16 protein-coding genes are annotated in these 20,556 nt (G+C 58.9%); 8 read left to right on the forward strand and 8 right to left on the reverse strand.

Annotated elements, in window-relative coordinates:
* The first annotated feature begins 338 nt into the window (after positions 1–338).
* The 3 genes from HMPREF2836_RS02040 (at position 339) to HMPREF2836_RS09065 (ending at position 5,167) form a co-directional block, all read left to right on the forward strand.
* Positions 339–4,379, forward strand: a complete 4,041-nt coding sequence (locus tag HMPREF2836_RS02040) for a S8 family serine peptidase (RefSeq protein ID WP_070629278.1) — start codon at positions 339–341, stop codon at positions 4,377–4,379.
* Positions 4,380–4,508: 129 nt separating this feature from the next.
* Positions 4,509–4,772 (forward strand): type II toxin-antitoxin system Phd/YefM family antitoxin, encoded by a 264-nt coding sequence (locus HMPREF2836_RS02045; RefSeq protein WP_049340141.1) that lies wholly within the window; start codon positions 4,509–4,511, stop codon positions 4,770–4,772.
* Positions 4,772–5,167 carry a type II toxin-antitoxin system death-on-curing family toxin gene (locus HMPREF2836_RS09065; RefSeq protein ID WP_080974499.1) on the forward strand — a complete coding sequence of 132 codons (396 nt, stop codon included), beginning with the start codon at positions 4,772–4,774 and terminating at the stop codon, positions 5,165–5,167. The genes HMPREF2836_RS02045 and HMPREF2836_RS09065 overlap by 1 nt, the downstream gene beginning before the upstream one ends.
* A gap of 119 nt (positions 5,168–5,286) precedes the next feature.
* Here the strand turns inward: HMPREF2836_RS09065 and HMPREF2836_RS02050 are convergent, their stop codons facing one another.
* Positions 5,287–5,589 carry a recombinase gene (locus HMPREF2836_RS02050; RefSeq protein ID WP_070629316.1) on the reverse strand — a complete coding sequence of 101 codons (303 nt, stop codon included), beginning with the start codon at positions 5,587–5,589 and terminating at the stop codon, positions 5,287–5,289.
* 299 nt (positions 5,590–5,888) lie between these two features.
* Here HMPREF2836_RS02050 and nadE point away from each other — a divergent pair, with 299 nt between their 5' ends.
* Positions 5,889–6,722, forward strand: coding sequence for an ammonia-dependent NAD(+) synthetase (gene nadE, locus HMPREF2836_RS02055; RefSeq protein WP_070629280.1), 834 nt, complete (start codon positions 5,889–5,891; stop codon positions 6,720–6,722).
* An 89-nt stretch (positions 6,723–6,811) separates the two neighbouring features.
* Here nadE and HMPREF2836_RS02060 read toward each other — a convergent pair whose 3' ends face one another.
* Both HMPREF2836_RS02060 and HMPREF2836_RS02065 read right to left on the reverse strand, forming a co-directional pair.
* The gene (locus HMPREF2836_RS02060) at positions 6,812–8,338 is read right to left on the reverse strand and encodes an MATE family efflux transporter (protein ID WP_070616300.1); all 1,527 of its coding nucleotides are present in this window, start codon (positions 8,336–8,338) and stop codon (positions 6,812–6,814) included.
* 198 nt (positions 8,339–8,536) lie between these two features.
* Positions 8,537–10,177, reverse strand: coding sequence for a Na+/H+ antiporter (locus HMPREF2836_RS02065; protein ID WP_049356104.1), 1,641 nt, complete (start codon positions 10,175–10,177; stop codon positions 8,537–8,539).
* Between the two features lie 435 nt (positions 10,178–10,612).
* On the opposite strand from HMPREF2836_RS02065, the gene pdxS reads away from it, so the two are divergent.
* Entirely contained in the window at positions 10,613–11,518 is a 906-nt protein-coding gene (gene pdxS, locus HMPREF2836_RS02070; RefSeq protein ID WP_005507298.1) for a pyridoxal 5'-phosphate synthase lyase subunit PdxS, read from the forward strand.
* 115 nt (positions 11,519–11,633) lie between these two features.
* Entirely contained in the window at positions 11,634–12,272 is a 639-nt protein-coding gene (pdxT, locus tag HMPREF2836_RS02075; RefSeq protein ID WP_049350439.1) for a pyridoxal 5'-phosphate synthase glutaminase subunit PdxT, read from the forward strand.
* Positions 12,273–12,382: 110 nt separating this feature from the next.
* Here the strand turns inward: pdxT and HMPREF2836_RS02080 are convergent, their stop codons facing one another.
* Positions 12,383–13,048 carry a hypothetical protein gene (locus HMPREF2836_RS02080; protein WP_070629281.1) on the reverse strand — a complete coding sequence of 222 codons (666 nt, stop codon included), beginning with the start codon at positions 13,046–13,048 and terminating at the stop codon, positions 12,383–12,385.
* Between the two features lie 326 nt (positions 13,049–13,374).
* A complete protein-coding gene (locus HMPREF2836_RS02085; RefSeq protein ID WP_070629283.1) occupies positions 13,375–13,944 on the reverse strand; it encodes a hypothetical protein in 570 nt (189 codons plus the stop codon).
* Positions 13,945–14,255: 311 nt separating this feature from the next.
* Here HMPREF2836_RS02085 and HMPREF2836_RS02090 point away from each other — a divergent pair, with 311 nt between their 5' ends.
* Positions 14,256–15,002 (forward strand): hypothetical protein, encoded by a 747-nt coding sequence (locus HMPREF2836_RS02090; RefSeq protein WP_070629284.1) that lies wholly within the window; start codon positions 14,256–14,258, stop codon positions 15,000–15,002.
* 91 nt (positions 15,003–15,093) lie between these two features.
* On the opposite strand, the gene HMPREF2836_RS02095 is transcribed toward HMPREF2836_RS02090, so the two are convergent.
* From HMPREF2836_RS02095 to HMPREF2836_RS02105, 3 genes are all read right to left on the reverse strand, one after another.
* Entirely contained in the window at positions 15,094–15,441 is a 348-nt protein-coding gene (locus HMPREF2836_RS02095) for a hypothetical protein (protein ID WP_070629286.1), read from the reverse strand.
* 260 nt (positions 15,442–15,701) lie between these two features.
* Positions 15,702–17,009, reverse strand: coding sequence for a M18 family aminopeptidase (locus HMPREF2836_RS02100; RefSeq protein WP_070629288.1), 1,308 nt, complete (start codon positions 17,007–17,009; stop codon positions 15,702–15,704).
* A 144-nt stretch (positions 17,010–17,153) separates the two neighbouring features.
* Complete coding sequence (locus tag HMPREF2836_RS02105; RefSeq protein WP_070629290.1) at positions 17,154–18,134, reverse strand: CPBP family intramembrane glutamic endopeptidase; 981 nt, start codon at positions 18,132–18,134, stop codon at positions 17,154–17,156.
* Positions 18,135–18,376: 242 nt separating this feature from the next.
* Here HMPREF2836_RS02105 and HMPREF2836_RS02110 point away from each other — a divergent pair, with 242 nt between their 5' ends.
* Positions 18,377–20,485 (forward strand): hypothetical protein, encoded by a 2,109-nt coding sequence (locus HMPREF2836_RS02110; protein WP_070629292.1) that lies wholly within the window; start codon positions 18,377–18,379, stop codon positions 20,483–20,485.
* Positions 20,486–20,556: the final 71 nt, after the last annotated feature.

A 20,556-nucleotide genomic window follows, 5' to 3' on the forward strand; every position in this document is an offset into this window, starting at 1 on the left:
ATAGGTTCTACCGAGGGAGCCGTACCGTTGCAGTTTATCTGCGGCGGTGCGGCTCCCTTTTTCTGTGGTTGGGTACTTTGTTATTTACGCGTAATGTTCCGTAATACGAGTCTGACTAGGTTATATAAAGAATCGTTGAGACAATAAGTGAAGGTTTCTTCACCATCGGCATGAACCTTGACGTTTACGCCGCATGGACACACTGGAGGCGCACTGGAAACACAGTGCAGACGCACCGTAGCACTCTCGGTGCAGAACCCTTGCCGTACAGCTCTCCGAGTAGAACTCTCGGTGCAGAAACCGCTAAGAAACGCACCATCACTAAAAAGGAGCATTCAGTGGCAACCTTCCCTGAAGCTACCCCCGCGCGAGCCGCCCGGCACACACAGCCGGGCCGCCTCAAGCAGCTGGCACGCAGCTGCGGCGCACTCACCCTGGGGCTCACCCTCGGGCTGACCGCCCTGCCGTTCGGTACCGCTGCCTACGCGGCACCGGGCGTAGTACGCGGCGCAGACCGGGACGCACCCCACCAGAACACCGGCACCGGCGAGAACAACAACGAAGTTCTCTCCCCCAGCCTGGACGGCGCCACCGGCGAACGCGCCGTGTTCGTCCGATTCAAGGGTCAAGGTGCGTACGCCCAGACCCAGCCGGACGCGGTCCGCTCCCGCGCGCAGGCACCCGTCAACGCGCAAGCACAGGTGCAGGCAATCCGCGCCAGCGTGCAGCAGCAGGGCGCCTCCGCGGCGAAGGAATCCGGCGCGCAGGTCCTGTACACCACCCACAACACGATGCGCGGCGTGGCGCTCTACGGTAACGTCGAGCAGATTCGTGCGCTCGCGAACCGCGACGATGTGGAACGCATCAGCATCATTGAGGACATGGCACCGCAGAACAGCGGCACCCTCATTGATACGGACACGCTCTCCGTGTGGGCGAAGAGCCCGGCAAACCCCGCCTCCACCGGCTACACCGGCAGGGGCGTGAAGATTGTCGTGCTCGATACCGGTATCGACTACACGCACGCCGATTTGGGCGGCCCCGGCACGCAGGAAGCCTTCGAGAAGGCGAAGGCATCCGACACGATTCCCGAGGGCACCTACGATCCGAAGAAGTTCCTTGGCGGCTACGACCTGGTCGGTGACGACTACAACTCCGGTAAGAAGGAAACCTCCACTCCCCACCCGGATAACAACCCGCTCGACTGCGGCGGCCACGGTAGCCACGTGGCCGGCACCGCGGCAGGCTACGGCGTGAACGCGGACGGCAGCACCTTCCACGGCGACTACTCCAAGCTCACCGAAGAGCAGCTCAAGGACATGAAGATCGGCCCCGGCTCCGCACCGGACGCCCAGCTGATTGGCCTGCGCATTTTCGGTTGTAAGGGCACCACCGCGTTCGTCCCCAAGGGCCTGGACCGCGTGCTCGACCCCAACGACGACGGCGACTTCTCCGACCGCGCCGACATCGCGAACCTGTCGCTCGGCAACGAGTTCGGCGTGTTCGATGAGACCGTGAACTACGCGGTCGGCTCCCTCTACCGCGAGGGCATCCTCTCCGTGGTTGCAGCGGGTAACGCCAACAACTACAACGCCGTGGGCGACACCTACTCCAACTCGGGCGGCCCCGGCACCAGCGCCTACGGCCTGACCGTGGCGAACTCCATCGGCTCGACCCAGCTGGTGGACCGCGTGAAGATTCTCGCCCCCGCGAACGAGGCGGACACCTACGGTGACTACTCGGTGAGCTTCGACTATTCGAAGGCAACCAAAGAGCAGCTGCGCGGTACCGTGGTGCGTGCCGCCTCCCGCAACCGCTACGCCTGCGAGGCATTCACCGAAGAGGAAGCCGCAGCGCTGAAGGGCAAGTGGGCTCTCATCGACTGGGCGGACGCTGACGGCACCGCACCCTGCGGCTCGAAGGTACGCTTCGACAACCTGCAGGCGGCTGGCGCGACCGGCGTGGTGCTCACCTCGAACACTGAGGTCGGTGACACCGCTATCGGCGGCAACTCCTCCATTCCGGGCGTGCGCCTGTCAAAGAGCCAGGTGGAGCGCCTTTCCGCGCAGATTGATTCCGGTGAGCTGACCCTGCAGCTCGGCGAGAACCTGCGCGACTCAATCCGCGTGCCCAACGGCAAGCTGGATCAGGCGAACACCTCCACCGCGCGCGGCATGCACGGTTCGCACGGCATCACCAAGCCGGACGTTGCGGCACCGGGCACGAACATTTCCTCCATCGAGGTTGGTAGCGGTACCGGTTCGAGCGTGAAGACCGGTACGTCCATGTCCACGCCGTTTGTTGCCGGTGTTGCGGCGCTGATCATGCAGGCGCACCCGGAGTACGGTCCGCGCATGCTTAAGACCGTCATCATGAACACCGCCGACCACCACATGCAGGACGCCTGGGGCAACCCCTACGCGGTGGACCGTGTGGGTACCGGCCGCATCAACACGCGTGCGGCGGTGGCTGACCGCGTCATGCTGTTCAACGCGGCACGCCCCGAACAGGTTTCGGACACTTTCGGCGTGCTCGAGTACACCCCGAACGCCGGTGTGCAGACCCTGCAGCACCGCGTGAGCGTCGAGAACACCGACTCGGTGGCGCACACCTACACCCTGAACTATGAGGGAAGCACGAGCATCCCGGGTGTGGAGTTCTCCTACCCGCAGTCCGTGTCTGTGGGTGCCGGTCAGAAGGCAACGTTCACCGTGACGGTGCGCATTGACCCGTCGAAGCTGGAGAAGACCCGCGACCCGTCCATGTACCCGAACCAGGATTCGGTGAACTACTCGACCGGTACGGTCACCATTTCGGGTGCCCGCCAGTACATTGCGAGCGCTTCGGGCCGCCTGATCCTGACCGACGCTGATTCGTCGGCTGCGGTGAAGACCCTGCGCATGCCGCTGCATGTGGCCCCGAAACCGGTCTCCGCAATGCGCGTAGCCGGTGCAGATATTCACTTTGACACGAACGGCGTGGGTGCCCTGGAGCAGACCCTGACCCTGCAGGGTACCGCGGTGGATCAGGGCGGTTACCGCTCCCTGCTGGGTGCCTTTGAGCTGGGCGCTTCGAGCCCGCGCATCCCGACCGCGAAGCTGGGTGTGGGTTCGGATTCCCGCATGGACCTGCAGTATGTGGGTGCCGCCTCGGACGTGGCGGCGTTGAAGGCTGCCGGTGCGGACACCTCCGAGGCGCGCCTGTCCTTCGGTATTTCCACCTGGGGTAACTGGCAGGAGGTGACCCCGCGCGGCACCTACTACGTGTTCATTGATACCGACAAGGACGGCACGAGCGACTACCGCCTGCAGACGGTGCGTGAGAAGGGCCTGGACTACCCGCTGGTGAAGGTTTCTAAGCGCAGCAACGGCAAGTGGCAGGCCATTGAGAACGCCCTGTACCCGCTGAACGGCACCTGGGGTGATACGGACACCAACATCATGGATTCGAACACCCTGGTGATGACTGTTCCGCTGAGCGTTCTGGGTCTGGACCCCGAGGCTGAGTCGACCGAGATTTCGTACTCGGTGACCACTTCGAGCGCGTTCTCCGCTACGACTGTGGTTGATACGACTGATTCGGTGGTGTTCAACTATGCGGCACCGAAGCTGTGGTTCAGTGGCGATTCGGCGGGCGTGCCGAACCTGTTCGTGGACGCACCGGAGACTCAGCTGGTGGCGCACCGTAACGGCGACGCGAAGAACGTTTCTGCGCTGTTCTTGCACATGCACAATGCGACCGGCGACCTGTCCGGCGTGAATGGGGCTGCGGGTGAGCGTGCGCAGGTTCTGCGTGTCTCGTCGAACTCTGAGGATACCGCCGCGAGCGCACACTTTACGGATGTTCCGGCGGATTACCCGTTCGTGAATGATATTAACTGGCTGGCTCAGCGTCGTATTACGACCGGCTACCCGGATGGTACGTTCCGCCCGAACGGTTCGGTGGAGCGCGGCGCGATGGCGGCGTTCTTCTACCGTATGGCGGGTTCGCCGCAGTTCACTGCGCCGAGCACTCCGAGCTTTAAGGATGTGCCGCGTGATCACCCGTTCTACAAGGAGATTGAGTGGATGCGTGCCCGCGGTATTACGACCGGTTGGTCGGATGGTACGTTCCGTCCGAATGCTGCGGTGAACCGTGACGCTATGGCGGCGTTCTTCTACCGTTTTGCGGGTTCGCCGGCGTATTCTGCTCCGGTGGCTTCGCCGTTTAGTGACGTGTCGACCGGCAGCCAGTTCTACCGCGAGATTGCGTGGTTGGCCGATCAGCGGATTACGACGGGTTGGCCGGATGGTTCGTTCCGTCCGGTTCAGCCGATTGAGCGTGGCGCGATGGCGGCGTTCTTGCACCGCTATAACGTGCGCGTGCTGAATAACCGCTAATCGGATGCGGATGTGAGGGCCGTGTCGGGGTGGAGTTTTCTGCCCCGGCACGGCCTTTTCTGTGGGCTGACTTCATCAGTAGATATAGTGCTAAAATTTGTACAAGAAATAGTACAAAGGAAAGATACTATGCTCACCGTTGGATTTTCTGAACTACGTGCCAACCTCACTTCCGTGACTAATCAGGTCATTCAGGAAGGTGAAGAAATCACTGTATTTAAGCGCAATCAGCCTGCTTTCAAGATTGTTCCTCTGGGAGTAGATTCCACTTCTGATAACAAAGAAGCCGTAGCGAAGACTTCTTCTGAAACTATCGATCAGGAGAAGATTTTAGGGGCAGCGACTAGCTTCATTGACCGTTACGAAAGCGTCTTTGAACGTCTGAGCCAGTGATGTCCTCTGCACATATCTCCGTTGATACTGCTTTAGCTATCCACCAGTTGCTTATCAACCGCTTTGGAGGGTCTGCAGGCGTTCGAGACCTTGATATTCTCGAAGGAATTCTTCAGAGCCCTTACCAAACTTTTGGTGGAGAAGAGCTATATCCGCACATTGTAGATAAGGCTGTTCATCTCTGTGTAGAGGTTATTCGTCAACATCCTTTTGTTGATGGCAATAAGCGTGTAGCGGTTGCGCTCCTTGGTGGCCTTCTAGAGTGTCACGGTCTCTATTTAGTAGATGACTCTACTCATCTCTATAACAAAGTCATCGGATTAGTCACTCATGTCTGCAGTATTGAAGAGTTTACTCAATACGTTCATTCGCATCTCACTTCCAGTCTCGAGTGAGCGCATTGCCGCTTCCAGGAGCATGAAAAAACTACCTTTTTAAAAGAAATACCCCCGGTGGATGCTGTACGCATCTGCCGGGGGTATTTGCTTGCCTCGCCCTGCCCGAGGCGGGCTAGTTAGTGGCGGCGGGCTTCTTTACGGTTGAGCTTCTCAATGGCGGCTTCCACCTTTAACTTGCGGTGATTGAGCTTCCAGAGGCTAAAAGACTGCAGCAAGGTACTCTTACCAATCTCCACAAGGGAGGGCAGCCCCTGCTGGATGAGTGCCTCATTGATTTCTTCCGGGGTGGCGCCCTGCTCCTTCATCTGCTCGATGATGATGTTCGCCTCCGCTATTTTCCCGGAGGTGAGCGGGTGGTTTTCGAGGCTGGTTTCGATGTCTACGAGCTCGTCGTAGAGTTCAGTTTTTGTTTTTGCCATGGTGCTGTCTTCACCGTCCTTGGTTGACGTGTTCTGTAGCGTAGCGGGTGTGGGGGCGTTTTCCCTCATCACCGGCTGTTTTGAACGGTATTTGAACCGTATGTTCATGCTAACAGCCGCACGGGTTGTCGCACAGGGTTTTTACCGGTGAGTATGCTGTGTATTTGCGGAACTGGCGGGAGGCTGAAACGATACTGAACCCGCCGCGTGCGCCGCGCTGAACGCACCGTGTGGAACACTACCTCGCCTCCCTCGGTGGTTCACCGCACGGGCTATAAGGTGGAGCGTACACTTAAGTCATGCGTGAATTACAGGCACAGATCATCCGTGAAATGGGCGTCAAGCCCAACATGACCGAAGAGCAGGCACGCGAAGAAGTGGAGCGCCGCATCCAGTTCATCTGCGACTACCTGGAAGCCACCGGAAGCCGCGGCCTGGTACTGGGCATCAGCGGCGGTATCGACTCCACTCTGGCGGGTCGCCTCTGCCAGCTGGCGGTGGACCGCCTCAACGAGCGCGGCCGCACCGCCGAGTTCGTGGCGGTGCGCCTGCCCTACCGTGTGCAACACGACGAAGAGGACGCGCAGGAGGCGCTGCGTTTCATCCAGCCCACCCGCTCCCTGACCTTCAACATTGCGGAGGCTGTCGACGGCTTCGACACCGCCTACACTGCCGCGACCGGCGAGCAGATCAGCGACTTCAACAAGGGTAATGTGAAGGCGCGCGCCCGCATGATTGCCCAGTACGCGGTGGCTGGCGGCCCCGGCTACCTGGTGGTGGGTACCGACCATGCGGCGGAGTCCATTACGGGTTTCTTCACGAAGTTCGGTGACGGCGGCGCGGACCTGCTACCGCTGTACGGCCTGAACAAGCGCCAGAACCAGCTGCTGCTGCGGGTGCTGGGTGCGTCTGAGCGTCTGTGGGCTAAGCCGCCGACGGCTGACCTGCTGGACGGCGTGCCCGGCCGTACCGATGAGGATGAGCTGGGTCTGACCTACCCGCAGATTGATGACTACCTGGAGGGTAAGGAAATCGATGAGGCGGCAGCTGCGAAGCTGGAGCAGATTTACCTGCGTAGCCGCCATAAGCGCACTACTCCGGTGACGATTTTTGATTCCTGGTGGAAGAACTAGCGCCTCAACCGGCAAATGACCTAACGTAAAAGCCCCAAACTCCCTTGGTGGGAGTTCGGGGCTTTTACTATGCTTTTGCAGACCGAGGACTATGCCTTCTGTTCGGGCTGTGCGCCAGAAACCTGGGCAGCCTGAACGTCCGAATCCTCAGAACCTTCAGCCTCAACCTCAGCTTCAGCGGGCGGTACCTTCGCGCCACCCGTGGCGAGGAACAGCACCAGGCCCAACGCGCAGGCGAGCACCTGGGTGAAGGGGAACGCCCAGGTCAGACCCTTAAAGCCGAACCACATGTTGCCGAAGTACACGGCGGGGAAGAACAGCAGAGCAATACCGAGGGTCATCAGCATTGCCGGGCCGCCCTTACCGGCCGCCTGGAACCAAGACACAAACACGATGCTGACCGCGTTGAACACGGCGGCGAGCATCAGCGCAACCATAATCTCCTCGCCGGTGTCGATGAGGCTTGCATCGCCAACCACGGCGAGCAGTTCACGGCGGAAAATCAGCACCGGAATGGTGATGATCGCGGAGGTCGCCACGGACAGGATCGTTGCGGTGCGCAGCGCCTCCTTCACGCGGGCGCCGTTGCGGGCACCGTACGCGTAGGCGTACAGCGGGATACCGCCCATACACAGGCCCATGCACAGCATTTCGGGCACCATGTTCAGGCGCATTGCCAGGCCGAACGCCGCGACGGTGTCGTCACCGTAGGAGGCGGCGAGGTTGTTCAGCAGCAGGGCGGCGAAGATCAGGTTGAGGCTCTGAATGAGCTCAGCAGCACCGACCGCGACCACGGGCTTGATGATAGCGGGGTCGAGGGAGAAGTCGCGGATGTTCGCGGAGAAGTTCTCGCTCTGACGCATCAGGAACAGCAGGTAGTACAGCATGGATGCGCCGTTCGCCAGCAGCATCGCCCAACCGGCACCGGCGACGCCCATGCCCATGATGGCGATGAACAGCACGTCGAAGATGCAGGTGACGACGGTGCCGACGATGATGCCGTACATGGACTGCTTGGCGTAGCCTTCGGATCGGACGAGCTGTTCGAGGGTGAACATGCCGATAGCGAGGGGCGCGCCGAGGAACATGAGGTGCACGTAGATGCGGGTCGGTTCGTAGGAGCCGCCGGATGCACCCATGATGCTGGTGATCGGGTCGGCGAGGATGAAGCCGATAGCCGCCGCGACGATACCGGCACCGAGCGCCGAGTAGAGGGCGAAGGAGGTGACGCGGTGAATTTCGTGGGCGGGCTGGCCTTCACCGAGCTTGCGGGAGGCGAGGGTTGAGGAGCCCAGGCCGAACAGTCCTGCGATCGCCATGATGACGCCGAAGACGGGCACGCCGTAGCTGGTGGCGGCGAGGTCTTCGGTGCCGCCGTAGTGGCCGACGAAGTAGGAGTTCACCACGTTGTAGATGCTGGTGATGGCGAGGCCGAGTGCCATGGGCACGCCGAGGGAGAGGAGCGCCTTGAGGATGGGGGCGTCTTTGAGCAGGTAGATGTTCTGCGGGTCTTCGCTTGCGCCGTGCGGGCCGTGTCCGCCGTGTCCTGCGGCGGGTGCATTGTTGTTGGGTGCGCTATTTTTGGGTGCGTTGTTTTCAGTCTGGTGGGACGTCATAGGTTCCTGTGGTTCTAGTCTGTGTTGTGTCCGGTGCGCGGCAAGAAGCGTGGTCCGCGCGAAAAAACGGGCTAGTGTATTGTACCGTCTCCACGTAGTGGTGGGTCTAGAGGTTTAGACATAAAAAGCAACGAGGCGCCCCTCCCCGTTTAGGGGTGGGGCGCCTCGCCTCATACGTATCGCATGTAGGAGTGTGAGCTATTCGAGCTCAACCGGACCAAGCACGCGAACCTCCTCAATATCCAGGATTTCCTGAATCGCGTGGAGCACATTCGTGTCGATTATGCGCTCATTACGCAGGCGCTTGAGCACGCTGCGTTGCTTCTCCAAATGCCGCAGGCGCAGCTCTTTCTCAAGGTCGCCCGCTTCAATAATGCGGCGGGCTTCTTCCGGCGCATTCGCACCGTCTTTACGAACGGCGTGCAGGTTGCGGTGTATACTCGCGTTGTACATTTGTTCGTCGGCAATGCGGTCGATAATCCACTGTGGTGCACCAATTTCCTGGCCGATCTCAGCCACAGAGTCGAAGGACTCGGCAATGATCGTGCGGATTGCTTCATTAATCTCATCTTCTTCGGTGGTATCAACCGGAATTTTCGCCCACCTAATAACGAGCGGCAGGAGCATCCCCTGAACCACCATCGACAGCAGAACCACGCCCGCAACAACAAAGATAATAAAGTCACGCGCGGGAACATCAGTCGGCACGGAGAGAGCCACCGCGAGGGAAACACCGCCGCGCAGTCCCGCAAAGGTACTCACTACACGGCCACGGAAAGTTGTGCGCAGCTGCTTCTGCTTTTCTGAACGGTCAAGGGCACGAATAATACCGATCGAGACGTGCAGGAAAATAAAACGCGCCGCAATGGAAACAAGCCATGCCACCACAATCACGGCGAACGTCAAAGCCCACGCATAGTTGTATTCACGAAGAACATCATCCACAGGCGCTGTGGCGCTGGGCAGCTGAACACCCACGAGCACGAAGAGCGCACCGTTCATGACATAGGAGACAAACGACCAGATGGGCAGACCGTAGAAACGGTTTTGGGGTTTGATGGTATCCGGTCCGCGATAGGTCAGGTAGAAAGCGGCGACCACCACAGCCACCACTCCGGAACCTTTCATGCCCTCAAAAGGCTCGATCTCTTCAGCCAGGAAGAAAGCAATAAACGGCACGGTAAACATGAACACGCTGAAGTTCATGGGGTTGCCGATGTGCGCACGCAGCTTATCTACACCCCATCCGACGGCCAGGCCAACGAGAGTTCCAATCAGGAACGAGAAGAAGAACATTCCGGATGCAGTCCCCAGGGTAAGTTCATGACCACCCGCAAGCTGCAGGGCGAGTGCGAAAAGAACTAGGGTGGTGCCGTCGTTAATGAGTGCTTCCGCTTTAAGGGTGGTGATGGAAGATTTGGGGAGTTTGCCGTTGAGCGTTGCCACGGCCACAGCATCGGTGGGGGCGAGCGCCACACCGATAATCAGCGCCACATGCCACAGGTAGACGCCCATAAATGTGTGAAGCACCCAGGCGATAACGAACGCCGTGAAAATTACGAGCACCGTGCCCGAGAGCAGAATGCCGCGCAGACGAGCGCGCGCCTCACGCCAGGAGGTGTTTCGGGTCTCCCAGAACAGCATCACGGGCAGGAAGATTTCGAGAATCACGTGCGGTGGCAGCCCGACCTCGCGCACCTCGTGCATGGCGTGAACGGGGATGAGCGCCAGCACAAGCCCCAGGAAAATGAGCAGAATGGCGGGGGTTATCCGTATTTTATGGGCGAGGATATTACCCAGAAGAATTGCCAGCGATAGGGCAATGATGACTTCAAGCAATTTGGTGTGTTCCTTTTGGATGTGGCGGCTGGTTCATGGTGTGCGTCTGATAGACGGCTGATGTCCGCGAGTGTGCGGGTGCCAGGGTGCCCAAAATGTTTTGCTCGTTCCCTGGGCCGTGAGGCTTCCGCGTGGGGACGAGTGCGGGCGTAGCTTCTGTATTTTACCGTTGTTCAGTGCGGGTGGGTGGATGTTTACCCTGAGCAAAACCTTGCCTTATGGCCGCTCGGGATGTGAGTTTATGGGAGGCGACCTGCGTGCATCCGGCGGGTCTGCTCAGCCGGGCCTGCTCAGCCCATGAACCGCCCTACTCTAACCGCTTTTCATGACGTTTTGTGTCGTTCTGACGTGAACTTGGGGTCGTACTGTGTCAGAGAACAGAAAATCCGCCCCTGTGAGTGCGCGCGAACACTCAGAACGTGAGAAGATAAGGTCATGACTGATAACAACACCGTAACCGGCAGCCCGCTTGTTAAGCGCGGCCTGGCCGACATGCTCAAGGGCGGCGTCATCATGGACGTCGTCACCCCCGAACAGGCTAAGATCGCTGAAGATGCTGGCGCTGTTGCCGTCATGGCTCTCGAGCGCGTTCCCGCGGATATTCGTGCGCAGGGCGGCGTGGCTCGTATGTCTGACCCGGACATGATTGAGGGCATCATTGATGCTGTTTCGATTCCGGTCATGGCGAAGGCACGCATCGGCCACTTCGTTGAGGCTCAGATTCTGGAGACCCTGAAGGTCGACTACATTGACGAGTCTGAGGTTCTTTCTCCCGCTGACTACGTGAACCACATTGATAAGCACCAGTTCAAGGTGCCTTTCGTGTGCGGTGCTACCAACCTGGGTGAGGCTCTGCGCCGTATCACCGAGGGTGCCGCTATGATCCGTTCGAAGGGCGAGGCTGGCACCGGTGACGTCTCTGAGGCGACTAAGCACATCCGCACCATTAAGCGTCAGATTGCTGAGCTGCAGGGCCTGTACAACACCATGCCCGACGAGCTGTACGTGAAGGCTAAGGAACTGGCTGCACCGTACGAGCTGGTTCGTGAGGTTGCTCAGACCGGTAAGCTGCCCGTGGTGATGTTCACCGCTGGTGGCGTGGCTACCCCCGCTGACGCTGCAATGATGATGCAGCTGGGTGCTGACGGCGTGTTCGTTGGTTCCGGTATTTTCAAGTCGGGCGACCCGGTTGCTCGCGCGAAGGCTATCGTGAAGGCTACTGCTTTCTACAACGACCCGGAGAAGGTTGCTGAGGCTTCTCGCGGCCTGGGTGAGGCTATGGTCGGCATTAACGTTGCTGACATCCCGGCACCGCACCGCCTGGCGGAGCGCGGCTGGTAATTCGTGCGCGCACCCCGTATTCGGGGTGAGTGTTTGATGAGGGGGTGGGGTTCGCTGAGGCGGGTCCCACCCTCCTTGTGTTTGTTGTGTTTGTTGTTTTGTGAAGGGAGCGGTGATGGTTGAGAAGGTTCAGCCTACCGGTGTTTTGCCGGGTGAGGGTTTTACGGTTGGTGTTTTGGCGTTGCAGGGCGGCGTGAGTGAGCATGCGGAGATGCTGGAGTCTCTGGGTGCGCAGGTGCGTTGGGTGCGTACTGGTGAGCAGCTTGAGGGTCTGGATGCGCTGGTTTTGCCGGGTGGTGAGTCGTCGACGATTGACCGTTTGACCCGTATTTTTGGTGTGCGTGAGCCGCTGATTGAGGCGATTTCTTCGGGTCTGCCGACTCTGGGTACCTGTGCTGGCCTGATTATGTTGTCGGAGCGTATTGATGATCCGGCGCCGGGTCAGCAGTCGCTGGGTGTTTTGGATGTTTCGGTGGGTCGTAACGCGTTTGGTTCGCAGGTTGATTCTGCGGAGGTGCGCCTGCCGTGGCTGACCCCTGCCGGTGATGAGGTGGTTATTGATACGGCGTTTATTCGTGCGCCGATTGTGACTGGCACTGGTGAGGGTGTGCAGGTGACGGCTCGTCATGAGGGGAAGATTGTGGGTGTGCGTTCGGGCAACCTGATTGGTATTTCTTTCCACCCGGAGGTTACGGGCGATACGACGGTGCATGAGGAGCTACTGGCTCTGGCACGCGAGGTGAAGGGCAAGTAGCCCCTCCCCCAAAAAATAAGCCCGGTAATGACCGTTTAAAGAGTTGTGGCGATGACCGTTGTTCGGTCACCGCCACAACTGTTTTTGCGCGGGTTTATGCGTGAGTGGACTTATGGGCGGGAGCTGCTGGGGGTTTGGGGCTGGGCCTTCCACTGCTGGTAGGCGCTTGTGGCGAGGAATCGTGCACGGTTGCCGTCGCTGAGCGTCTTGATGTCTGCGGGGGCTGCCTCGTACCACTTTTCGTAGAGACGAATAATCATCTCGGGGTAGGCGGCTTCTTCCAGGTCTGCGCGGTGGGGAATGAATTCGTTGCGGTTCTTGATGTCTCGGTACTCGCTACCGGCGAAGGGGTCGGAGAGTCCGACGCTGGGGTGGGCGTTATAGGCATCGATGTTTTGAACGTATTCGGGGAAGGTGCTCCGCCCTGCTTTGAGTGCGGCGTGGCACTTGCTGTCGATTTCGCTGGGCTCAATGATGTGGGCGCCGTCTGCGAGGATGTTCCGGTACTGGATGTACGCGGGGTACTGTTCATCGGTGCGTGGGACGGGCTTGGCGGCTTCTGCTGATGCGAGATCTTCAGCGGAGTATGAGGAGCAGCTGATGGGCGGCGTGGCGCTTGCCGTTGCTGAGGCGCTCGCCGTGGAGGGTGAGGAGGTGCTGCTTGCCGCGGTGTTTGCACCACCGCAGGCGGCAAGGAACAGGGGCAGGGTTAAGAGAGCGGCGCCGTATCGCAGTGCGTTATAACGGTGGTTGGGGGTCCTAGAATTCAGGGCCATAATGTCACCTCATTGTGGGCTGGAACATACCGAATTGACCCTCACTATACGGGCAGTTTTGATACATGGTCAAGAGAAAAATATGTTTATTTTTTAAAATCCAACACCTCGGAGGAAAATCGATAAACAAGTTTATTCAGCGCCTTGACTTGCGTAAATACGGAAGCCACCGGGTTTTTGAGGTAAACACGACGCCAAGACGCCAGCATCAGATATTGCTATTTGCCCGATAATCAGCGGAAGCCAACATGCCCGGAGGAGCACGGTTAGGGTGCTGATGGTGCAACCTCGAACTCCGTAAAAGCCTGCACCTCAACGACCCATCGCTACTGCAGGAGGAAATAGATAAGTCCCCTAACGTATTCCCAGAGCAGCACCGAGAGGACGCACTGCGCAACAAATGCGGCTATAGCTGCGAGGGTTGGTATCCAGTAGCTACGCTTAGAACATGCAATAAAAACTGCTATAAAAATAACGCATGAGATAATATCGGGACCCCAGAGAATGAATGCCTGTAGATCATATGGCCACAATATTCCATGCATATATTCTGTAGGGACTTTACATGAACTTAAGATATTGCCTTTTAAAATTTCATAAGTCCCATACATTTTAAAAACTAAATATAGCGATGCGATCCAAAAAATTCCTATACGAAGCTTTACACCCAGCCACATACTAAAAGTCTGCCATAAGCTAGCTGATACAACTCCCACCACAAAGAAGGGTATATAGTCGAAATATGCACTTTGCCACCTATCACATGGCGATACAAATCTATAGAAATCTGCATACAGGGCAGTTGGGAAAATATAGAAAAATTGCAATACAATGAGAAATAAGATATACAAAATTATTTTCTCATTTACGGCGAACATTTTATAAGTAGAATTCATGATGCCATTTCCTTTCAGTAGCATAAAAAGCTAGTAGCGGAACACCGAACGCATAGCCTCAATATTGTTTTTCTTATCCACTAAGCCCCGAAGCCAATGCTAAGACAAGTAGGCGACCTGCAAACCCTCCGCACTCTTACCCCGTCTACCTCATGTTTAAGCAGGTCAGAACTTTAAGACTACTGGGTTGCACATCTTGCGTCTAGAGTGTTGGTTTTAAACTAAGATGGTATTTTCCATTGACCATGTATCAAATATTTGGGTATGTTTAGACGCAATATATCGTTCCATCCCTCTTGTGAGGTGGTCTCATGACCCACACCCCTGTTTTTCTTTCGCTCCGTTCCAGCGGTCTACGACGCGGTGCCGCGTTGGCGATTCTTCCCATGCTTCTTGCTTCCTGCGGCAGCTCCACCAGCACGGCATCCAGCACTCCGGCACCCTCGAATACGACCGTGGCTTCCTCCCCGTCAGCTTCAAGCGCCACCGGGTCCGCTTCCTCTTCCGCGGCGAAGAAGGCAACCGCCCCCTGCCTTGAACCTGACGAAACCGCGAAAGCTGAAACCCTCAAGCAGCAGGAAGCCATCAGCGCCGACCGCGGAACGGCACTCCCCTCCTACGTCTCCGCGCGGCATGTTGTGCGCAACCAGGCGAACTTCCCCACCCGCGCCGAAGCTGAATCAGCAGGATCCGAGTGCCTGGCACTGTACGAGAAGAACAAGGCCGATCACACCTACGCTGCGGCATGGGTTCGCGCTATCGATGACAATAACGTGGCAAGCGGAAAGGTAGCCTCCGGCCCGCGCACTGACATCCAGAACGCAGACCCCTACAAGGCAAGCAACTACGTCGATATTCGAGAGGGTAAGGAGTACTTCCCGACCCGCCAGGAGCTGCTCGCGGCAAACTACCCCGAGAACTACATTGTTGCTTTTGAGTTGTGGGCGCAGCAGGCGCCAGCCGATGTGAAGCAGAAGAGCGACGCGAACCGTGCGGCCGCTAAGGATACTCGCTGGTCTGAGGTGGTAACCCTGCCCAACCCCGACAACCCTGTCTAATCCAAACCTGTCTCATCTCCTGTCTCATCTTAAAAATAGTTGTGGCGGTGACCGTTGTTCGGTCACCGCCACAACTGTTATAGGGTGCAGGTTAGGGTAGGAGCGCCAACCCAAACTCAATAACGATCAGGGCTACAGCACACGCGAAGAGTACACCACGCGGCACATTGAACTTCTGCCAGAGATCATACAGCTGGCTGGGAATCAACCAAATAACGCACGCCCGAAAGGCAAGCGTCGTCAGGGGGCCACCCCACTGAATAATCATCAGGGCAAGAGCAAAACTCAGGCTGAGCATATCCAGGATGCGCCGGTGCTTTCGCACCTGCTCCCTCTCCTTCTGATAGCCAGGGTTGTTTAGCAACCTTGGTGGTGCTTTTTTCAGCTGACCCACAATGACCAAAACCACTAGCAGGAACACAGAAATATCGAAGAACATGGGAACCGCCTTTCAAATTGGGGTTCGCTCGCTACGCCGGTTACGAGCTGATGGCGCACCATCATTGGTGAAAACTTCTCAAAAACAAGTAATGTGCAACACGTATATTACGTATTGTGGGTTACTTTACAGCAAACATGAACCCTATTCAAGAGGTAAACACTCCCCCCCCCCGAAAAATTTTTAAAAAATAAGGGCGCCGGGAACCTTACGTTCCCGGCGCCCTTCCCCCAGCTGTTCATACCTCAGCGGGGTTCATTTTAGAGGCGGAAGAAGCCTTCCACCGCGCGGGTCATGTACGCCATATCGTCCACATGGCACATCTCGCGCATCGAATGCATCGACAGCAGGCCAATACCCACATCCACAGTGCGCATACCCAGGCGGGTCGCCGTAATCGGGCCAATCGTCGAACCACACGGCATATTGTTATTCGACACGAACTCCTGATACGGCACACCAGCCTTCGCACACGCCGCCGCAAACACGCCAGCACCCACCGAATCCGTCGCATAACGCTGGTTCGCGTTAATCTTCAACAGCGGGCCGCCACCGGGCAGTGGCTGAACGGTCGGGTCGTGGTGACCCTGATAGTTCGGGTGCACCAGGTGACCGGCATCAGCCGACAGGCAGAACGACGCCGCCACCGAACGGCGGTACTCCTCCGTGCTCTCACCGCGCGCAGCGGACAGGCGCACCAAAATATCCTCCAGGAACGGGCCAGCCGCACCACTACGCGACTCCGAACCAAGCTCCTCATGGTCAAACGCCGCAAGCATCACAGTCTCGGTAGCGTGCTCATCCGCATTATCGGCAACGTAACGCTCCAGGGCGGTCAAACCCGCATGCACCGAAGACAGGTTATCCAGGCGACCCGATGCGAACAGCTCCTGATCCGCACCGAAGCGGCGCGGCGGCTGCGAATCAGCGAACAGCAGGTCGTAACCCACAATGCTTTCTGGGTCGACCGGCTCGCCGTCAATCACGTGCTTCGCCATGTAGCCGAGCACGTCATTCTCCGCCGGGTCCACGCCCCACACGGGGTACATGTTGAACTGCTTGTCCAGCACCAGTTCGTTCCGCTTGTGGTCCAGGTGCGGCGCCAGCTGCGGGATGCGCGCAATCGGGCCGGTGCGCACCAGGCGGTCCTTCAGCTCCCCGCCCTCAAGGACGGTGAGGCGGCCCGCCACGCACAGCTCGCGATCGAGGAAGGAGTTCAGCAGTGCGCCGCCGTAGTTCTCAACAGCAATCTGGTGCCAGCCCTTCGTGGTAATGGAGGAGGAGGGCTTGATCTTCAGGGAGGGCGAGTCAGTGTGTGCACCCAGCACGCGGTAGCCGCTTGCCTTCTGCGCCTTCGCACCGCCAGCCCAGGCGATAATCGCGCCGTCGCGAACGACGAAGTGACGGCCGGTTGCAACCTGCGGGTCCCATGCTTCGGTCTCTACAAGCTCGGTGAAGCCTGCTGCTTGCAGGCGGCGCGCTACCGTGCGCGCGGCGAGGTAAGAGACCGGCGAATCCGCCACGAATGCGGCGAGGTCTTCAATATTTTTTACAGCATCAACAGTCATGGTTTAACCCTACCTTTTCTTGGGTGTTGACGGGGTGACCGGGGCTGGTAGTCCACGCGGCGTGAAGTATGAGCCCAGGTGAGGCTCGAATGGAGCGGGGTGGGAGGGCTGGGGTAGCTGGGCTAGAGCAACCCGCCGCAGCCTTTAGTTATCAACCTTGAGCGGTTGTGTTTCACGTGAAACTTCGCCGCGGCGAGCGCGCGCGTTGAAGATCAGGCAGGCGAGCACCACGTACACGCCTTCCAGGGCGATACCCTGCAGCGCATCCACGGGGGTCACGCCCTCGGAGGCGAACGGATCCAGACCAGCCACCATGGACAGCAGCATCAGGATCACGTTATTTGCCACGTGCAGGCTGATGGAGGCTTCCAGGCCGCCGGTGTACCAGCAGAGGAAACCCGCGTAAATACCCATCGCGAGAATCGTGCTCTGACCCCAGGGGTCGTAGGCGTGGGAGAGCATGAACAGCACTGCGGGCAGCACAATCGGCAGCCAGGGGGTGCGGAGCCAGCGGCCCAGCATCTGCATCATGAAGCCACGGTAGGCGAGCTCTTCGGCGTAGCACTGCACGGGCACCAGGAGCAGCATCATCGCCACATAAACCCAAAATTCAACCTGTGGAGGTTGAAAATAGCGGTATTCGGGCAGGCTCTCACCGCTCAACGCCAGCATCACGGCGTAGTAGATGCCATAGACAGCGAAGCTCAAACCCAGGTACGGAAGTAGCAGTGAGCGGCGCAGACGGCCCGCCACCGAATGGATCAAACCCCAGGGCTTCGGGCCCACGACCAGGCGCGCCAAAAAGAGCGAAGGCACAATGGCGATCAGGGAGAGGAAGGTCAGCGCGAACAGCGCCGGGTGTTCCATAATGACGGCGCGGTTCGTAGCTACATCCTGGAGGGAAAGTCCCGAACCCATAATCGCCACAGCCAGGGCGACTGAAATGATCAGGTTGAGGCCAATAAATACGGCGACGCCGAGCAGACCTTCCAGCAGGGGTGAGAACCAGCGGGATTTCGGGTCGGCGTGGGAGAGACGGTGGTAGGCAAGACCTGCAACAGGCGCAGGAGCAGCGGGGGTTCCGGCGGCTACCTGCGGGGGTGCGGGAGGCGGTGTCGTGTTCATTCTTTAATCCTAGCCTCCGCGGGCTCGATGGTGACCGGGCATGCGGCAACCTTCAAGTACTGATTGATACGGAATGTTCCAAAACCATTGAAAAAGCCGTGAATAAGGCTAAAAACCCACCATTCACGGGGTTCATTTTCTGAACCTATGCCATAATTTGTAGCGACAATACGCTCATATACATAGTCGCTGATGACCGCTCTTCCGGGGTGTTTTTTCAGCACCAGAAAGGCTGCTTTCTTATGGCACTCGTCTTCAATCCGCCGCCCAACTGGCCCGCTCCTCCTGCTGGATGGGCCCCCACTCCTACGTGGCGCCCCGACCCCGCGTGGGGTCCCGTTCCTGAAGGCTGGCAGCTGTGGGTCGAAGAGCCCGAGCCCGAACCCATTCAGGTTGAAGAGGCTACTATTGAGCCGCTGATTCCCGAGGAGCCCACTGCTGAGGCGGCTCCCGCTGAGCAGGTTGCTGAGCCCGTAGTTGCTGAGCAGCCCGCCGAGGTTGCAGCACCGCTGACCGTTGAGGACGTTGACCTGGAGCAGCTCGCCGCTGAGCTCGAAGGTGAGCAGGTCGTCGAGGTTCCGGAGGTGGCTGCACCCCAGGCTGAGGCACCCCACGTTGAGGCACAGCAGGTAGAGGCACCCGCGGCTGAGTCCGTTCAGGAGTCCGCTGAGGAGTCCTCCGAGCCCAAGCCGATGCGTCACCTGACTCAGGTTCCGCTGACCGGCACCGCTCTGCCCGAGCAGGTTCTGACCCCGCAAGCTTCCGTTGAAGAGACTGCGGCTGAAAAGACTGTGGCTGAAGCTCCCGCACCTGAGCAGGTTGCTTCCGAGCAGCCCGTTGAGGCGCACGTTGTTGAGGCTCCGGTTGCAGAGCCCGCTGTTTCCGAGCCCGCCGCTTCTGAGCCGGTCGTTTCCGAACCTGTTGCAGAGCCCGTTGTTGTTGAGCCCGTCGCCGAGGTTGCCCCCGAGGCACCGGCGGCAGCTGAACCGGTCGCTGAGGCTCCCGCAACGGAGGCTCCCGCCTCCACCGAAGAGGCTCCCCACACCATCGAGAGCTCCCCGCTCGTTGAGTTCCACACCCCCGAGACCGAGCGCACCGTCAACCTGTCCGAGCGTACCGTGAACCTCTCGGAACAGCCCGGTCAGAACATGCAGCCCGGCCAGAACGCACAGTTCATCCCGGCAGGTCAGGCACCGAACGGCTTCCAGCCGAACCAGGCTGAAGGTTTCCAGGGTGAGGGCTTCCAGGGCCAGAACTTCCAGGGTGGCCAGTACCAGGGCCAGGGTTTCCAGGGTCAGGGCTTCCAGGACGGCCAGAACGTGCAGGGCGGTCAGTACCAGAACAACCCCTACCAGGGTCAGCCGTACAACGCTCAGCAGCCCTACGCAGGTCAGGTGTCCGATCAGGACCAGGCAACCGTGGCACTGAGCAACCCCTACGTCACCGAGCCCGCAGGTCAGGGCGAGGACGACTCCGAGAAGAAGGGTCTGTTCTCCGGCACCAAGATTTGGGGTGTTATCGGTGGTGCGCTGGCTCTGCTGATTGTTATCATCCTGGCGATTGTCATGCTGATTCCGCGTGGCGGCTCGAACCCCACCTCCGATTCTGCGGCAGCATCGAGCGCGGCGGCTACTTCCGCTGAGGCGTCCTCCGTGGCGGCATCCTCTGAGGCTTCTTCCGCAGCGCCCGCATCTGAGAGCGCGGCAGCAGGTACTTCCGCTTCTTCCGCAGCACCCATCGCTGCTGCTGAAGCGAAGATGCCCGAGGGTGAGTTCAAGGAATACAAGAAGACCGTCGCCGACAACAAGGACACCATCGACATTGAGAAGATCAAGGGCGATGTGTCCGCAGGCCTGCTCTACTACGAGTTCAAGCCCGCAGACGGTGTGGTCAACGCCTTCATCACCAGCCGTGACGATAAGGGCAACATCGCCTCGGGTGTGAGCGTTATCGACTCCACCCGCGACGGCAAGGAGCTCAAGGGCACCGCGTGGATTGACGCGAGCGGCCACTCCACCCCCACCCGCAAGCTGGAGCTGACCGGTAAGGGCGAGTGGACCATCCGCGTCTACGACGCAGACTCCGCACCCCACTACAAGAAGGGTGAGAAGTTCCAGAGCACCATGAACTTCTACGCTTTCACCTACGAAGGCACCGAGGCAACCATGGAGTTCCAGACCAGCGGCCCGACCACCCGCGGCTTCACCGTTCTGAACGCGACCAAGAACGACCCGTTCTTCTCCTCGACCATTCCGACCGTGAAGAGCAGCATGCAGTGGGTTCAGAGCAACAAGAGCTACATGCAGGTTCGTACCGACTCCAACATTACTTGGAGCATCGGCACTAACTAACAGCGTGACTGACTAGGTCAGTAGGCTGGGTATAAAAGTATCCCCCGCATCCGTGATGGGTGCGGGGGATA

Origin of the sequence: Rothia sp. HMSC065C12 (assembly GCF_001812085.1) — a bacterium.
Taxonomy (GTDB): Bacteria; Actinomycetota; Actinomycetes; order Actinomycetales; family Micrococcaceae; genus Rothia; species Rothia mucilaginosa.

Excerpts from the sequence above, each read along its gene's own strand:
- HMPREF2836_RS02045 (WP_049340141.1), top strand. The coding sequence starts at position 4,509 with ATGCTCACCGTTGGATTTTCTGAACTACGTGCCAACCTCACTTCCGTG.
- HMPREF2836_RS09065 (WP_080974499.1), top strand. The coding sequence starts at position 4,772 with ATGTCCTCTGCACATATCTCCGTTGATACTGCTTTAGCTATCCACCAG.
- HMPREF2836_RS02050 (WP_070629316.1), bottom strand. The coding sequence starts at position 5,589 with ATGGCAAAAACAAAAACTGAACTCTACGACGAGCTCGTAGACATCGAA.
- nadE (WP_070629280.1), top strand. The coding sequence starts at position 5,889 with ATGCGTGAATTACAGGCACAGATCATCCGTGAAATGGGCGTCAAGCCC.
- HMPREF2836_RS02060 (WP_070616300.1), bottom strand. The coding sequence starts at position 8,338 with ATGACGTCCCACCAGACTGAAAACAACGCACCCAAAAATAGCGCACCC.
- pdxS (WP_005507298.1), top strand. The coding sequence starts at position 10,613 with ATGACTGATAACAACACCGTAACCGGCAGCCCGCTTGTTAAGCGCGGC.
- pdxT (WP_049350439.1), top strand. The coding sequence starts at position 11,634 with ATGGTTGAGAAGGTTCAGCCTACCGGTGTTTTGCCGGGTGAGGGTTTT.
- HMPREF2836_RS02080 (WP_070629281.1), bottom strand. The coding sequence starts at position 13,048 with ATGGCCCTGAATTCTAGGACCCCCAACCACCGTTATAACGCACTGCGA.
- HMPREF2836_RS02085 (WP_070629283.1), bottom strand. The coding sequence starts at position 13,944 with ATGAATTCTACTTATAAAATGTTCGCCGTAAATGAGAAAATAATTTTG.
- HMPREF2836_RS02090 (WP_070629284.1), top strand. The coding sequence starts at position 14,256 with ATGACCCACACCCCTGTTTTTCTTTCGCTCCGTTCCAGCGGTCTACGA.
- HMPREF2836_RS02095 (WP_070629286.1), bottom strand. The coding sequence starts at position 15,441 with ATGTTCTTCGATATTTCTGTGTTCCTGCTAGTGGTTTTGGTCATTGTG.
- HMPREF2836_RS02100 (WP_070629288.1), bottom strand. The coding sequence starts at position 17,009 with ATGACTGTTGATGCTGTAAAAAATATTGAAGACCTCGCCGCATTCGTG.
- HMPREF2836_RS02105 (WP_070629290.1), bottom strand. The coding sequence starts at position 18,134 with ATGAACACGACACCGCCTCCCGCACCCCCGCAGGTAGCCGCCGGAACC.
- HMPREF2836_RS02110 (WP_070629292.1), top strand. The coding sequence starts at position 18,377 with ATGGCACTCGTCTTCAATCCGCCGCCCAACTGGCCCGCTCCTCCTGCT.